The 15,389-nt window shown below is 43.4% G+C and carries 17 protein-coding genes; 12 read left to right on the forward strand and 5 right to left on the reverse strand.

Annotated elements, in window-relative coordinates; all coding sequences use genetic code 11:
- The first annotated feature begins 34 nt into the window (after positions 1–34).
- Positions 35–427 (forward strand): MliC family protein, encoded by a 393-nt coding sequence (locus Vgang_RS03485; protein WP_105903057.1) that lies wholly within the window; start codon positions 35–37, stop codon positions 425–427.
- A 69-nt stretch (positions 428–496) separates the two neighbouring features.
- Here the strand turns inward: Vgang_RS03485 and Vgang_RS03490 are convergent, their stop codons facing one another.
- On the reverse strand, positions 497–1,099 hold the full coding sequence (locus Vgang_RS03490) for a YitT family protein (RefSeq protein ID WP_105903110.1): 603 nt from the start codon (positions 1,097–1,099) through the stop codon (positions 497–499).
- A gap of 389 nt (positions 1,100–1,488) precedes the next feature.
- Here Vgang_RS03490 and glyA point away from each other — a divergent pair, with 389 nt between their 5' ends.
- The gene (gene glyA, locus Vgang_RS03495; RefSeq protein ID WP_105903056.1) at positions 1,489–2,739 is read left to right on the forward strand and encodes a serine hydroxymethyltransferase; all 1,251 of its coding nucleotides are present in this window, start codon (positions 1,489–1,491) and stop codon (positions 2,737–2,739) included.
- A 192-nt stretch (positions 2,740–2,931) separates the two neighbouring features.
- On the opposite strand, the gene Vgang_RS03500 is transcribed toward glyA, so the two are convergent.
- On the reverse strand, positions 2,932–3,261 hold the full coding sequence (locus Vgang_RS03500; RefSeq protein WP_105903055.1) for a hypothetical protein: 330 nt from the start codon (positions 3,259–3,261) through the stop codon (positions 2,932–2,934).
- Positions 3,262–3,566: 305 nt separating this feature from the next.
- Here Vgang_RS03500 and nrdR point away from each other — a divergent pair, with 305 nt between their 5' ends.
- The 9 genes from nrdR to Vgang_RS03545 all read left to right on the forward strand — a co-directional run bounded on the left by nrdR (position 3,567) and on the right by Vgang_RS03545 (position 10,185).
- Complete coding sequence (gene nrdR, locus Vgang_RS03505; protein ID WP_105903054.1) at positions 3,567–4,016, forward strand: transcriptional regulator NrdR; 450 nt, start codon at positions 3,567–3,569, stop codon at positions 4,014–4,016.
- Positions 4,017–4,055: 39 nt separating this feature from the next.
- Complete coding sequence (gene ribD, locus Vgang_RS03510) at positions 4,056–5,186, forward strand: bifunctional diaminohydroxyphosphoribosylaminopyrimidine deaminase/5-amino-6-(5-phosphoribosylamino)uracil reductase RibD (RefSeq protein WP_105903053.1); 1,131 nt, start codon at positions 4,056–4,058, stop codon at positions 5,184–5,186.
- Positions 5,187–5,194: 8 nt separating this feature from the next.
- Complete coding sequence (locus Vgang_RS03515; protein ID WP_105903052.1) at positions 5,195–5,854, forward strand: riboflavin synthase; 660 nt, start codon at positions 5,195–5,197, stop codon at positions 5,852–5,854.
- Positions 5,855–5,896: 42 nt separating this feature from the next.
- Complete coding sequence (ribBA, locus tag Vgang_RS03520) at positions 5,897–7,006, forward strand: bifunctional 3,4-dihydroxy-2-butanone-4-phosphate synthase/GTP cyclohydrolase II (protein WP_105903051.1); 1,110 nt, start codon at positions 5,897–5,899, stop codon at positions 7,004–7,006.
- Between the two features lie 207 nt (positions 7,007–7,213).
- On the forward strand, positions 7,214–7,681 hold the full coding sequence (gene ribH / locus Vgang_RS03525) for a 6,7-dimethyl-8-ribityllumazine synthase (protein WP_027696879.1): 468 nt from the start codon (positions 7,214–7,216) through the stop codon (positions 7,679–7,681).
- Positions 7,682–7,687: 6 nt separating this feature from the next.
- Positions 7,688–8,155 carry a transcription antitermination factor NusB gene (gene nusB / locus Vgang_RS03530; RefSeq protein ID WP_105903050.1) on the forward strand — a complete coding sequence of 156 codons (468 nt, stop codon included), beginning with the start codon at positions 7,688–7,690 and terminating at the stop codon, positions 8,153–8,155.
- Positions 8,156–8,276: 121 nt separating this feature from the next.
- Positions 8,277–9,281 (forward strand): thiamine-phosphate kinase, encoded by a 1,005-nt coding sequence (gene thiL / locus Vgang_RS03535; protein ID WP_105903049.1) that lies wholly within the window; start codon positions 8,277–8,279, stop codon positions 9,279–9,281.
- 21 nt (positions 9,282–9,302) lie between these two features.
- Entirely contained in the window at positions 9,303–9,821 is a 519-nt protein-coding gene (gene pgpA, locus Vgang_RS03540; RefSeq protein ID WP_105903048.1) for a phosphatidylglycerophosphatase A, read from the forward strand.
- A gap of 16 nt (positions 9,822–9,837) precedes the next feature.
- Positions 9,838–10,185, forward strand: a complete 348-nt coding sequence (locus Vgang_RS03545) for a putative quinol monooxygenase (protein ID WP_105903047.1) — start codon at positions 9,838–9,840, stop codon at positions 10,183–10,185.
- Between the two features lie 87 nt (positions 10,186–10,272).
- Here Vgang_RS03545 and dxs read toward each other — a convergent pair whose 3' ends face one another.
- The 3 genes from dxs to xseB are packed head-to-tail and all read right to left on the reverse strand — an operon-like array spanning position 10,273 to position 13,311.
- Positions 10,273–12,156, reverse strand: a complete 1,884-nt coding sequence (gene dxs, locus Vgang_RS03550) for a 1-deoxy-D-xylulose-5-phosphate synthase (RefSeq protein WP_105903046.1) — start codon at positions 12,154–12,156, stop codon at positions 10,273–10,275.
- A gap of 23 nt (positions 12,157–12,179) precedes the next feature.
- The gene (gene ispA, locus Vgang_RS03555; RefSeq protein WP_105903045.1) at positions 12,180–13,064 is read right to left on the reverse strand and encodes a (2E,6E)-farnesyl diphosphate synthase; all 885 of its coding nucleotides are present in this window, start codon (positions 13,062–13,064) and stop codon (positions 12,180–12,182) included.
- A 1-nt stretch (position 13,065) separates the two neighbouring features.
- On the reverse strand, positions 13,066–13,311 hold the full coding sequence (gene xseB / locus Vgang_RS03560) for an exodeoxyribonuclease VII small subunit (RefSeq protein ID WP_105903044.1): 246 nt from the start codon (positions 13,309–13,311) through the stop codon (positions 13,066–13,068).
- Between the two features lie 275 nt (positions 13,312–13,586).
- Between xseB and thiI the strand changes: the two genes are divergently transcribed.
- Positions 13,587–15,035, forward strand: coding sequence for a tRNA uracil 4-sulfurtransferase ThiI (thiI, locus tag Vgang_RS03565; RefSeq protein ID WP_105903043.1), 1,449 nt, complete (start codon positions 13,587–13,589; stop codon positions 15,033–15,035).
- Positions 15,036–15,389 lie beyond the last annotated feature (354 nt).

Below are 15,389 nucleotides of genomic sequence, written 5' to 3' on the forward strand. Positions count from 1 at the left end.
GAGCCAATAAAGTAAATTGTTAAGAGGCGAATCGATGTTAAATAAGTCGTTATTGATGACCGCATTATCTGTTTCCGTGTTAGCCGGATGTACGGTCGTGGAAGAGAGCCCTGTTTCTGAACCAGTAAAAACCACCACTTCTGTAGATGGTGTTAAAGTTCACTCGGTGGCGTACAAATGCCGCATTGATCAATCTGAATCAGAATACCAAGGCAAGCTTGAAGTGCCATTTTTGATCGAATATTCTGGTCAAGATAAAGCGACGTTAATTGAACGTTCCGGTTCCTATCCTTTAATTCGAGTGGAAGCGGCTTCTGGTGAGAAATATGCCTCAGTGGATGGGTTGCAAGAGTTTTGGGGGCACGGTGATTCTGCAATGATCACTTTTAATCATGAAACGTTTAAAGACTGTTTTGTGGTGAAGTAGTGGAATATCGTTAGCATTAAGAGGCGCTCAATATCTGAACTTTGAGCGCCTTTTTTATCTATCAGATGGCTATTTTGGGTAAGTTACGGTATAGCGAGTCGGTTTATGATTCATCGCAAGTGTGATGTTTAATACGATGGCACCGAGTACTGAAAGCGCAATTAAGTAAGGGGAAACGAAAAACAGCGACGCGACCACAATGCTACAATCGAGCACCATTTGAGTTTTACCTACTGAAATACCCGTTTTGTCTTGAATAAGTAGGCACATCACGTTGAAGCCCCCTAAACTTGAACGATGGCGAAATAAAATTAGCATACCGATACCAATTAATAACCCACCGGCGAAAGCACTGAATACCGCATCGATACGGCTGAGTAACATAAAACGCTCTAGGTTATCAGCAAAAACAGACACTAAAGCACCTGCAATAAGGCTGTTAATCGCGAAGGTTTTACCAAAGCGAAGCCAAGCAAGAGCATAAAAAGGCAAGTTAATGAAAAAGTATATCGTGCCAAATGACAGTGGACTCAGCTGACTTAATAATAAAGACAGCCCAGCCGTACCACCAGTGATCAAATTAGCTGACGATAAAAAGTAAACCCCAAGGGCAACCACAAAGCTGCCTACAACGAGGGCGACGATGTCTTCTTTAGGTGTGTGTTTTTCCATCACAGTATCAATCTTTTCATCCATAAATAACTAAAAATGTACTCAATAAATATCAGTTTTGGTATATACAGTCTAAAAACAAAGTGAATGGCTTGTATCTTAATGTTTACATAAATGTAAACTGACGCTATGGTTTTGACCTTAGAAGTCAAGAAAGTACAGCTATCCAGCACTGTATTATTTTTTTTCATCTTAATCGTGATATTTTTGCATGCAGAAAGTTTACATTGCCACTTTCTGATATGGATCAAATTAGGTAGAATACTGCCATCTAAATTGATGACGAAAACGTTTGCTTTGCGTCATTGAGCCATTTTTTAACAATTTTACCGTTTTTATGACCTTTTGGTCTTTTTAGGAATCAGTTAAACCTGAGCTAGGAGATACACATGCTTAAGCGTGACATGAACATTGCGGATTATGATGCGGATCTATTTACCGCAATTCAGGAAGAAACTCTTCGTCAAGAAGAGCACATTGAGCTCATCGCTTCAGAAAACTACACCAGCCCACGTGTAATGGAAGCTCAAGGTTCTCAACTTACCAACAAGTATGCTGAAGGCTACCCAGGTAAACGCTACTACGGTGGTTGTGAGTACGTTGATAAAGTTGAAACTCTTGCTATTGAGCGTGCATGTCAGCTATTCGGTGCAGAATATGCAAACGTACAGCCGCACTCAGGCTCTCAAGCTAACAACGCCGTTTACATGGCATTGCTTAATGCGGGTGACACGGTTCTTGGTATGAGCCTGGCGCACGGTGGTCACTTAACTCATGGTTCTCCTGTTAACTTCTCAGGCAAGCTTTACAACATCATTCCTTACGGTATCGATGAAAATGGTCAGATTGACTATGAAGAAATGGAAGCGCTTGCGGTTGAACACAAACCAAAAATGATCATCGGTGGCTTCTCTGCTTATTCTCAAGTGTGTGATTGGGCGCGTATGCGTGAGATCGCAGACAAAGTAGGCGCGTACCTTTTTGTTGATATGGCGCACGTAGCGGGTCTTATTGCTGCTGGTGTTTATCCAAACCCAGTTCCACACGCACACGTTGTAACAACCACAACACATAAAACATTGGCTGGCCCTCGTGGTGGATTGATTCTGTCTAATGCAGGTGAAGATCTGTACAAAAAACTAAACTCTGCAGTGTTCCCGGGTGGACAAGGCGGTCCTCTAATGCACGTTATCGCAGCAAAAGCGGTGGCATTTAAAGAAGCACTAGAGCCAGAGTTTAAAGAATACCAAGCGCGCGTTGTTGCAAACGCAAAAGCCATGGTGGCGGAGTTTATTGCTCGCGGTTACAACATCGTTTCAGGTTCAACTGAAAACCACTTGTTCCTTGTTGATCTGATCGACAAAGACATCACAGGTAAAGATGCGGATGCCGCACTTGGCGCTGCGAACATCACAGTGAACAAAAACTCAGTACCAAACGATCCACGTAGCCCATTTGTGACTTCTGGTATCCGCGTTGGTTCACCATCAATTACTCGCCGTGGCTTCACAGAAGAAGATGCGAAAAACCTTGCTGGCTGGATGTGTGATATCCTAGACAATATGGGCGATGAGTCGGTGATTGAAGCGACTAAAGCAAAAGTATTAGATATCTGTAAGCGTAAACCAGTTTACGCATAATATTTCGTCGTAAAACAGTTTATAACGGCGTCTGGTAAGAGCCGAATTTCGTGACTCGAATCTAGAGCGCTTCGCTTCTCGAAAGAGATAAAAACCCAGTCAGAAATGGCTGGGTTTTGTTTTTGTAAAAATAATAGAAAGCCCCAGCTTGAACATTCAAGCTGGGGCTTTAAGATGTTTTCGAAACTCGAATTAACCTTCTTTATTAATGCTGATCATTGAGCCAGATTTACATTTGAACATGTAGTAACGAGAGCTTTCGTTAAATTGGCCAAGGCCTTCACCTGAACAGTAAGACGCGTTGAGGTCACGCATTGTGTCTAGTGTTTTGGCATTATCCATAGCGAATTTTGAACCATCAGCACAGACGATACGTACTTTACCGTCATCGCTGGTTGAGAATACTTTCACTTCTGTATTACATAGTTCAAAAGAAGCATCTAAGTAGTTGTCTTCTTGAGTTGTGCTTGAACAACCCGCTAAAATTAATGTGAGTAACCCGACCAATCCTGCATATTTCATATTCTTACGTCCTATAGTTATCCGGCTGTAAACGGATCAAAATGTGAATGATTGCTAGAAAGAAAATGAGCTAGCCAACCATAAAACTGTATTAAGTGTAACCTTATCGATTGGTTCGCTCAACTTTCGCCTAAAAAATCTTCACTAGGTCTCATCAAGACGATGCTGCTTGTCGCTAACCCTTGCTATTTCGGATAAACTAATCCTACAACAATCGCATTTAAATATAGAGTTTTGTCTGAATAGATGCATTGCGATAACAATAGTTAATAAAACCGCTCAGACTCTGACTCAAGGGAGAGAGTATGCACTGCCCATTTTGTTCTGAAAATGACACTAAAGTGATCGACTCACGTTTAGTCGCTGACGGCCATCAGGTTCGCCGTCGTCGCCAATGTTTAGCTTGTAGTGAACGTTTTACTACGTTTGAAATGGCGGAATTGGTGATGCCGAAAGTCATCAAATCAAATGGAAACCGAGAACCTTTTGATGAAGAAAAAATGATCGGTGGTATTCAGCGCTCTCTAGAAAAACGCCCCGTGAGTGCCGATTCGATTGAATTGGCAATCAGTACGATTAAATCTCAATTACGTGCGACCGGTGAACGTGAAGTACCAAGCGAGATGATTGGTAACTTAGTGATGGAGCAACTTAAAGAGTTAGATAAGGTGGCGTATATTCGCTTTGCTTCGGTTTACCGCAGCTTTGAAGATATTCGTGAGTTCGGTGAAGAAATCGCGCGTCTTGAAGATTGATCTTTCATTGCGATAAATAAAATTAGAAAGGGAAGTGTGATGAGCCAATCGGTATTTTCTGCATTTGATCATCAAATGATGGTCAAAGCAATTGAACTGGCGAAGCAGGGGATCTATACCACCGCACCAAATCCAAATGTAGGCTGTGTGATCACGCTAGACCAAGAGATCATTGGTCAAGGGGCACACCTTAAAGCGGGTGAACCACACGCAGAAGTGCATGCTTTACGTTTGGCTGGCGAGAGAGCTAAAGGTGCCACCGCTTATGTGACCTTGGAGCCGTGTTCCCATTATGGCCGCACGCCACCTTGTGCTGAAGCTTTAATTAAAGCGCAAGTTGCCCGTGTTGTATGCGCGATGCAAGACCCTAATCCTCAAGTGGCTGGACGTGGTATTACCATGCTAAGAGAGGCTGGTATTCAAGTGGATGTTGGTCTACTTGAGCAAGATGCCATCGCGCTTAATCCAGGCTTCATCAAGCGAATGAAAACTGGTATGCCATTTGTGCAATTAAAGTTGGCATCAAGCATCGATGGAAAAACGTCGCTTGCGAACGGTAAAAGCCAATGGATCACTGGCCCGAATGCACGTCAAGATGTACAGCATTATCGCGCTAAAGCGGGGGCGGTGTTATCCACCTCAAAGACAGTGTTAGATGACGACGCATCGCTGAATGTACGTTGGCATGATTTGCCAAGCTCAGTGCAAGCACAATATTCAGAATCTCAACTTCGTCAGCCGATTCGCGTGATTTTAGATAGGCAAAACCAATTGAATTCCAATAAGGCGTTGAAGCTATTCAACACGGAAGGTGAATGTCTATTCGTACGTACCATTTCTCATGCGGGTGAGAGTGACATGATTGCTGCGCTAAATGATAAGCAGCAATTTGATCTGCCTACTTTGCTGCAACAATTAGCAAGTGAACATAATATTAATCATATTTGGGTCGAAGCTGGGGCGAGTTTGGCGGCGAGCATGATTGAACAAGCATTGGTTGATGAGTTGATTGTGTATATTGCCCCTAAATTAATGGGTACTGATGGGCGTGGCTTAACTCAAATCACTGGCTTAACAGAGATGGATCAAGCCATTGATCTTAATATTACTGATTTACGTATGGTGGGAAGCGATATCCGTGTGACTGCCACCATAAAAACAAAGAAATAAGAGAAATTATGTTTACAGGAATCGTTGAAGCGGTTGGGACTATTTTAGCTATCACTCCAAAAGGTGAAGATGTCACGATTAAAGTGGATGCGGGCAAGTTAGATATGTCCGATGTGCATCTTGGCGATAGTATTGCTACCAATGGCGTGTGTTTAACTGTGGTGGAATATGATTCACGCAGTTACAGTGCTGACCTTTCACTTGAAACGTTAACACGTACCGGGTTTTCTCAATATCAAGTGGGAGAGTCGGTGAACCTTGAAAAAGCCATGCTGCCGAGCACACGTTTTGGTGGGCATATTGTTTCAGGGCATGTGGATGATGTCGGTGTGATTGTCGACCGTCAACCTATTGGTCGTGCAATGGAATATTGGATAGAAGTGCCTGCCCATCTTTCACGTTATATCGCAGAGAAAGGTTCCGTCACCGTGGATGGCATCAGCTTAACCGTCAATGATGTGCGTAAGAATGCATTCAAAATCACGATTGTTCCCCATACCTCTCAAGAAACGACAGTCGATAGTTTTGTTGTCGGTCGAAAAGTCAATTTAGAAGTAGATGTGATTGCCCGTTATTTAGAACGTTTGATTTCAGGTAAAGCTGAGCAAGAAGAAACACCAGAATCACGTATTACGATGGAATTATTGCAAAAGAATGGCTTTGCTTAAGCTAGCAGAATTCAATCAATAAGAATCATTAAGGAACTCAATATGGCAATTAGCAGCTCAAAAGACATTATTGAAGATATTCGCTTAGGAAAAATGGTCATTTTGATGGATGACGAAGATCGTGAAAATGAAGGCGATCTGATTATGGCAGCTGAGCACATTACGCCTGAAGCGATTAACTTTATGGCAACTCATGGTCGCGGATTGATTTGTTTAACCTTAACCAAAGAGCGTTGTCATAACCTCGGTTTACCGCCGATGGTGCAAGACAATAATGCCCAATATACCACCAACTTTACCGTTTCAATTGAAGCGGCTCGCGGCGTAACAACTGGGATTTCTGCGGCGGATCGTGCGGTGACAGTGCAAGCGGCGGTAGCTAAAAATGCTAAGGCGTCTGATCTGGTTCAGCCTGGCCATATTTTCCCACTTGCCGCGCAAGAAGGCGGAGTGTTAACTCGCGCAGGCCATACCGAAGCCGGCTGTGATTTAGCGCGTCTTGCTGGATTAGAGCCTGCGTCTGTGATTGTTGAAATTCTCAACGAAGACGGCACCATGGCGCGTCGCCCAGATTTAGAAATCTTTGCTGAAAAGCACGGCATTAAATTGGGCACAATTGCCGATCTCATTGAATACCGTAACAACACCGAAACCACCATTGAGCGTGTTGCTGAATGTAAGCTACCAACCGAGTTTGGTGAGTTTGACTTAGTGACTTACCGCGACACTATTGATAACCAATTACATTACGCATTACGCAAAGGTAATGTGACTGATAATGCGTGTTTAGTGCGTGTTCACTTGCAAGATACCTTTACCGATCTTCTTCATTCAAACCGTACTGCTGATCGCAGCTGGACGTTAGATGCGGCAATGAAACGTATCAATCAAGAAGGTGGGGTATTGGTGATTCTAGGTAATGAAGAAACACCAGAGTCGATTATTCACAAAGTGAAAATGTTCGAGCAGCAAGATAACCAGACCGCGCCAACCATGGCGAAAAAGCAAGGCACATCACGTCGCGTCGGTGTGGGATCGCAAATCTTAGCGGACCTAGGTGTGAAAGATATGCGCTTGTTGTCATCGTCAGATAAACGTTATCACGCGTTATCTGGGTTTGGTTTGAATGTTGTGGATTATGTAACTGAATAGGGAACGAGTTCCTGGTTCCTAGTTCCTAGGTGTGAAGCTGTCAGAAAGTCTTAATTTAATTAGATTTGTTGGCGGCTTTTCTTTTCCTAGAAGCGAAGCGTGACTATAGACTAGGAACTAGGGACAATTCCCCATAGATATTGCTCACAAATTTGTGATAGAATCCGCCGATTCTCACTCTCTACAAAAATAGTTAAAGGATAACTTATGAAAGTAATCGAAGGTGCGTTTGCCGCTCCAAATGCAAAAATTGCTATCGTTATTTCTCGTTTTAACAGTTTTATTAACGAAAGTTTACTTTCAGGTGCGATTGACACATTGAAGCGTCATGGCCAAGTGAGCGATGACAACATCACTGTTGTACGTTGCCCAGGTGCAGTTGAGCTACCATTAGTCGCACAGCGTGTTGCGAAAACTGGCAAATTTGATGCTATCGTTTCTCTAGGTACGGTTATTCGTGGCGGTACTCCACACTTTGATTATGTATGCAGTGAGTGTAATAAAGGTTTAGCTCAAGTGTCTTTGGAATATAGCCTTCCAGTGGCATTTGGCGTACTAACTGTTGATACTATCGATCAAGCGATTGAACGCGCAGGCACCAAGGCTGGTAACAAAGGGCAAGAAGCAGCTCTTAGCGCACTTGAGATGATCAACGTTTTAAATGAAATTAACTAATTCCTAATGGGGGCTCGCGTGAAACCAGCCGCACGTCGTAATGCACGTCAATTCGCACTACAAGCGATTTACTCTTGGCAAGTCACTAAAGAAAATGTGGCAACAATTGAACATCAATTTCTCACAGGAGAAAAGTATGATGAAGAAGAACATCATGCCGGTGAACCTAGCTTAAAAGCACCAGAAACTGATGTTGCTTATTTCCAAGACTTATTGTCTGGTGTAGTGAATATGAACATGGAATTAGACAGCAAATTGCGTCCATATCTATCACGTCCAATGCAAGATTTGGATATGATGGAATTGGCTTTGCTTCGTCTTGCTATGTACGAAATGACGCAACGTGACGATGTCCCATATAAAGTGGTGATCAACGAAGCGATCGAATTGGCGAAAGTGTTTGCTGCTGAAGACAGCCACAAGTTCATCAATGGTGTGCTTGATAAAGCTGCGCCACACGTACGTAAGAAATAATTTCTAAACATTGTGATTCCGATCTTTGTTGGCAATATTGCTGCAATGGATCGAGTAGAAAGGTCAGCCAAGCGCTGACCTTTTTTGTATACTTTGACCTTTCCATTTGTCGAGTGTGTTCATGTCGGGTGAATTTAACTTAATCGAAAAATACTTTGCTCATAAGCAAACTAATCGGGCGGATGTTGATCTTTCGTTAGGCGATGATTGCGCGATAGTCTCACCGCCACCGGGCTATCAAATTGCTATTAGTACTGACACCGTCGTATTAGGAACACACTTCCTTGCTGGTGCTGAGCCAGCTGCCGTGGCATATAAGGCCTTGATGTCAAATATTAGTGATTTAGCTGCGATGGGGGCAACCCCAGCATGGTTGTCGATGGCTTTAACGCTTCCTGAAATCGATGAAAGCTGGTTGACGCCATTTTGTGATGCTATGTTTCAACTGGCCGATGAGCATGATTTGCAATTGATAGGTGGCGATACAACTAAAGGCCCATTAAGTATTGCCTTTACTATTCAAGGGTTAGTTCCACATGGGCAAGCACTGACCCGCAGTGGGGCTAAAGTTGGCGACTGGGTTTATGTCACTGGGCAACTCGGTGATAGCCAAGCGGGATTAGACGTTATTTTAAATCCTGATAATCGCACAAAACCTTTTGCCGATATTTTGGTTCAGCGTCACTTTTACGTACAATCACGCATTAAAGTAGCAGAGCAATTACGAGGCGTCGCTAGCAGCTGTATTGATATTTCCGATGGCTTGGTGTCGGATCTCGGACATATTTTAAAGCGCTCACAAGTTAGTGCTCAGCTTGATGTCTCTCAACTTCCAATATCACCTGAAACCATCGCGTTTTATGGTGATGATATTCAAGCTCAGCGAGCGGCTTTAAAGAGTGGCGAAGAGTATGAATTATGTTTTACTGTGGCTGCTAATAATGCCGAAAAATTGGCCGCTATTACTCAGAAAACCGGTTGTCAGCTCACTTGTATAGGCCAAATTGTCGCGCCGGAAATTTCAAATAATGTGGCGTGTCTTGAGTTAGTTCGGGCAGGCCAACCACTTTTATCGGATGATCCTATTTTGCAGGCGCAAGGTTTTGATCATTTTAATCAATCATAATTAGAAAAATATAGGCGCAGCATGTCACAACAAAAACCATCCATTAACCCGCTGTCACGTATCAAGTTGTCCAATCCCTGGCATCTATTGGCAGTCGGCTTTGGTAGCGGTTTATCTAAATTTGTTCCCGGCACCATGGGCACTTTAGCTTCTATCCCTTTTTATCTATTGTTGGTTCAATTGCCGTCGTTAGTGTATTGCACGCTTGTTATTGTGGCGGCTTTGCTGGGTATTGTCATCTGTCAGAAAACCTCTGACGATATGATGGTGCATGATCACGGCGCGATTGTATGGGATGAATTTGTTGGCTTTTGGATCACCATGAGTGTCGTGCCTTTTATGGGATTACCCATTTATGATTGGCACATTATTGCCATCGGTTTTGTACTGTTTCGTATTTTCGATATGGTGAAACCTTGGCCGATCAGTGTGCTTGACCGTAAGGTACATGGCGGCTTCGGCATTATGGTGGATGATTTACTCGCAGGTGTGATGGCAGCCGTAGCTTTGTGGCTCGTGCTGGTTTATTGGTATTTATAAAGTTTAAGGAAATAACATGTCTAAAAAAGTGTACTGCGTGGCTCAATTTCAGCCTAAAGAAGGCAAGCTGGATGAATTGTTTGCGGTGCTGCAATCGCTTGAGCCAAATACATTACGTGAAGATGGTTGTTTGCAATATGTCGTCACTCGTCATCGTTCAAGCCCATTTGCTGGTGGTGAAAGCTACCCGATTGCATTTCATGAAATCTGGGCAAGTAACGAAGCATTTGAAGCGCATTGTCAGCGTAAAGAAATTGTCGAATTTTTCCAGCAGCAATGTGTTGCTGAAACTGGCTTAGTCGAAAAATCGAATGTGGCCGTGTACACAGACGAACCCAATAACTTTGATGCGCCGCAGTTTTAATTGAAAAGTGCTTATAAATAGAAAAAGGACGATCGCTCGTCCTTTTTTATGCTTAGTTTGTTTTATGCCTGGCCTGAAAACGTTTTATCACGCTAAGTAGTCTTTGATTTGCTTTTCAATACCTACAGCATTTAAACCTAGCTCATCATACAGTTCATCTTGTGTACCTTGATGAATAAACTTATCAGGTAGGCCTAGTTGCAATACTGGCTTGATTTGTTTGCGCTGCATTAGCAGTTCAATCACACCTGAGCCAGCACCTCCGGCAATGACATTCTCTTCTAGCGTGACTAATACATCGTGTTCAGTAGCTAGTTTTAATACTAGCTCTTCATCTAATGGCTTCACAAAGCGCATATCAGCGACCGTGGCATCTATACTTTTAGCCGCTTTGAGTGCTTCTGGTAAGAAGGTGCCAAAAGATAAAATCGCCACTTTCTTCGCTGTACTATTTTCAAGGCTAGCTTCGCGAACGATACGGCCTTTACCGATTGCCAGTTCAGTCATTTCGCTTTCGATTTCAGCACCGCAGCCAGAACCGCGCGGGTAACGTACCGCACTTGGGCCTTGGTGTTTATGACCCGTGTAGAGCATTTGACGGCATTCATTCTCATCACTTGGTGCCATGATCACCATGTTGGGAATGCAGCGCATAAAGCTTAAATCGAACGCACCTTGGTGAGTTTGACCATCTGCGCCAACCAGGCCTGCGCGGTCAATCGCAAACATCACAGGTAAGTTCATGATGGCGACATCGTGGATCAGTTGATCGTAACCGCGTTGCAAGAAAGTCGAATAAATGGCCACAATCGGATTCATTCCACCAATCGCCATGCCGGTTGCCAGTGTCACGGCATGTTGCTCGGCTATCGCGACATCAAAGTATTGCTGTGGGAATTCTTTAGAAAAACGCACCATACCTGAACCTTCACGCATGGCCGGTGTAATCGCCATGAGTTTTGGATCTTGCGCTGCCATATCACATAGGAAATCGCCAAAGATTTTTGAGAATGTTGGCTTGCCTCCTGAACTTTTAGGTAGGCAGCTTTCGTTTGGATCAAATTTAGGCACGCCATGATAACCGATCGGATCTTTTTCCGCAGGCTCATAGCCTTTGCCTTTTTTCGTCATCACATGCAAAAACTGAGGACCTTTTAAGCCACGCATGTTTTTCAAGGTTTTGACCAGCTCTTTGACATCATGACCATCGATAGGGCCAATGTAGTTAAAGCCAAGTTCTTCAAACATGGTGCCTGGAACCACCATGCCCTTTAAATGTTCTTCGGTGCGACGCACTAATTCTTTAATTGGCGGCACGTTAGATAACACTTTCTTACCACCTTCACGAATCGAGGTGTAGAAGTTACCCGTCAGTAATTGCGCTAGGTGGTTATTGAGAGCACCGACGTTTTCAGAAATCGACATCTCATTGTCATTCAAAATCACGAGCATATCAGCGTGCACATCACCGGCGTGGTTCATCGCTTCAAACGCCATGCCCGCGGTAATCGCGCCATCACCGATCACGCTGACCACTTTACGCTCTTGGCCTTCTTTTTGTGCGCTGATCGCCATACCTAATGCTGCGCTGATCGAGGTGGATGAGTGACCGACAGAAAGGGTGTCGTATTCGCTTTCTTCACGCCAAGGGAAAGGGTGCAAGCCGTCTTTTTGACGAATGGTCGACATACGTTCACGGCGACCGGTTAAGATTTTGTGCGGGTAGGCTTGGTGGCCTACGTCCCAAACTAACTGATCAAACGGGGTGTTATAGACATAATGTAAAGCAACGGTCAGTTCAACAGTACCTAAGCCAGAGGCAAGGTGTCCACTTGACTGACTGACTGAATTGAGCAAATAAGTACGCAGCTCATCGCATAGAGCCGATAAGCTTTCTTTTGGTAAGGTTCGCAATTCGTCAGGTGTGTTAGCGAGTGCGAGAGTGGGGTACTTTGAAATATCAAGAGTCATATTCAGTTCGTTTTTATTATATTTTAGTGGCTGCGCTCAACGGCGTAGCGGGCGAATTCTTCAAGTGATTGTGTATTGTAAGGTATTGCTTGTAATGCTTGAAGTGCGTCTTGTAACAAGTCTTGAGCCTTTTGTTTGGCACCTTCTAATCCTAGCAGAACCGGATAAGTACTTTTGTTTAAGTTTTGATCCGACCCTTGTGGCTTACCTAAGGTTGCTGTGTCACTGATGATATCAAGAATGTCATCTTGCACTTGAAACGCGAGACCGACTGCTTCTGCGTAACGGTCTAGCTCAGGCAACACGGCGATGCCTTTATCACCGGCACATAATGCGCCCATACGAATCGCACACTTTATCAAGGCACCGGTTTTATTGCGGTGGATTTCTTGTAACTCATCTAAAGAGGCTAGACGATTTTCGGCCTCTAAGTCTAACGATTGCCCCATGCACATACCAAGTGCGCCAGAAGCGTTAGCTAACTCTTTGATTAATTGAATGCGCTGTGGTTCGCTTTGGGAAGACAATGCACCTTCAGCCAAAATAGTAAATGCGAGCGTTTGCAGAGCATCACCGGTTAAAATCGCGGTGGCTTCATCAAATTCAATATGGCAAGTCGGTTGACCGCGGCGTAATTCATCGTCATCCATAGCCGGTAAATCATCATGGATAAGTGAGTAGGCGTGGATACACTCAATCGCTGATGCTGGTGTATCCAAATCTTCAAGACTTAAACCGAACATTTGGCCGGTAATATACACCAAATAAGGGCGCGCACGCTTGCCACCTAACAATAGACCATAACGCATGGCTTTAGTCAGAGTTTGTTGTTGATGTGGAATGCTATCGAGCCAAAGGTTCAGTTGTTGATTGTTACGCGCTTGGTAATCGGCCAATGAAATACTCATATTAGAGGTCACTTTCTGGATCAAATGGAACAAGTTCGGATTTGTCTTCATCTCTTAATAAGATCTCAACGCGTTGTTCAGCTTCTGTGAGTTTGGTTTGGCTAGAACGAGCAAGTGCGATACCACGCTCAAACTTTTTCAGCGCATCTTCTAGATCAAGGTCGCCATTTTCAAGTTGATTGACCAGAGCATCGAGTTCAGTTAATGACTCTTCAAAGCTCATGTTTTCAGGTTTTTTGGTCGCCATATTGATCCTGCTTATCTCGGGATACGAAAGAGACTAATTGTATTTGACCTAGCGGTGATGAAACAAGAGTTAATCGGTATTTTCTGTTAAAAGTTCAGGATTAGACAACGCTTTTATCTCGAATAAAATTTAACCACGGAAGATAAGCAGGCCCTAGTGTCGTAAACCATTTCCGCCATGATGAATAGTCGTGTATAATTTTGCGCCTTAGTTTTGGCGTTATCTGAGCTAATGGGTCAGTAGGGTCAATAATCCGTTAAAAAGTGAATCATGATATGAAGTTTATTGTAAAACCCCATCCAGAAATTTTTGTGAAAAGTGACTCGGTTCGTAAGCGTTTCACTCGTACGTTGGAGCGTAACTTACGTAATATCATCCAGCGCGAAACAGAATCTGTTGCGGTGTTAAACCGTCGTGATCACATTGAAGTCGCCGCTAATAGCGATGAATATTATGACAAGGTGTTAGAGATCTTAACTCATACGCCAGGTATTCATCATTCGTTAGAAGTGCTGCAATCAGACTTTACCGATTTGCATAACATTTACGAACAAGCGTTAGAGCAAAGCCGTGACTTAATTGAAGGCAAAACATTCGTGGTACGTGTGAAGCGCCGCGGAAAGCATGATTTTACTTCAATTGATGTCGAGCGTTACGTTGGTGGCGGCTTAAACCAAGCGGTTGAGTCTGCACGCGTAAAATTGTCTAACCCTGAAGTCACGGTTAACCTTGAAATCGCAAGCGACAAATTGAACCAAGTGATTGCGCGTCATAAAGGTCTGGGCGGCTTCCCTCTAGGAACGCAAGAAGATGTTTTGAGCCTGATTTCCGGCGGATTTGATTCCGGTGTTTCAAGTTACCTGCATATCAAACGTGGTTCAAAAACCCATTACTGCTTCTTTAACCTTGGTGGCCCAGCGCATGAAATTGGCGTAAAACAAGTGGCTCATTACTTATGGAAGAAGTTTGGCTCGTCTGCCAAAGTGAAATTTATCGCTGTCGATTTTGAGCCAGTGGTGGCTGAAATCTTAGAAAATATCGATGATGGCCAAATGGGTGTTGTGCTTAAACGAATGTTCATGCGCGCGGGTGGTATGATTGCGGAAAAATTTGGCATCGAAGCCTTAGTGACCGGTGAGGCGCTAGGCCAGGTTTCAAGCCAGACTCTGACCAACTTACGCTTGATTGATAACGTGACCGATACTTTGATTTTGCGCCCTCTAATCAACTGGGATAAAGAAGATATCATCAATTTATCTCGTGATATTGGTACCGAAGATTTCGCCAAAGTGATGCCTGAATACTGTGGTGTGATTTCGAAAAAACCAACAGTGAAAGCGGTGAAAGCCAAACTTGAAAAAGAAGAAGCGAATTTTAATTTCGATATTCTTGAGCAAGTGGTAGCCAATGCTCGCGTGATGGACATTCGTGCGATTGAAGAAGAAAGCCAAGAACAAGCGCCAGAAGTCGAACTTGTCGAAGAAATTGCGGATCAAGCTGTGGTATTGGATATTCGCAGCCCGGATGAAGAAGACATGAATCCACTCGAGATTGACGGGGTGGAAATTAAGCATCTTCCTTTCTACAAATTAGCGACTCAATTTGGCGATTTAGACCAATCTAAGCAATACCTACTGTACTGTGAGCGAGGCGTAATGAGTCGTTTACAAGCGCTGTATTTAAAAGATTTAGGCTATCAAAACGTGAAAGTTTATCGTCCATAAAACGATTGTGAATAGCAGCAAAAACGTCGGCTTAGGTCGGCGTTTTTTTATTTTTATACTTTAGTGAGATAAATAGCAGGCATAAAAAAAGCACAGTTAACATCGCAATGATCTTAACTGTGCATAAATTTGAATAATCATCAAATAATCAGGACATAATGGAAATGAGGGAGTATTACCATTAAGTCATAAAACTCAAAAGAGTTAATGCAAACACAACATTAGCATTAGTCAATCACAGAAATACAGGTTTGAGATAAATTCTGTAACTCATTAATGTGGGATGAAATATAGAGTTTTCATGGCACAACGACAAGGGACAATTTATAATGCTTCGCATGAGAAAAATTAATG

Source organism: Vibrio gangliei (assembly GCF_026001925.1).
Taxonomy (GTDB): domain Bacteria; phylum Pseudomonadota; class Gammaproteobacteria; order Enterobacterales; family Vibrionaceae; genus Vibrio; species Vibrio gangliei.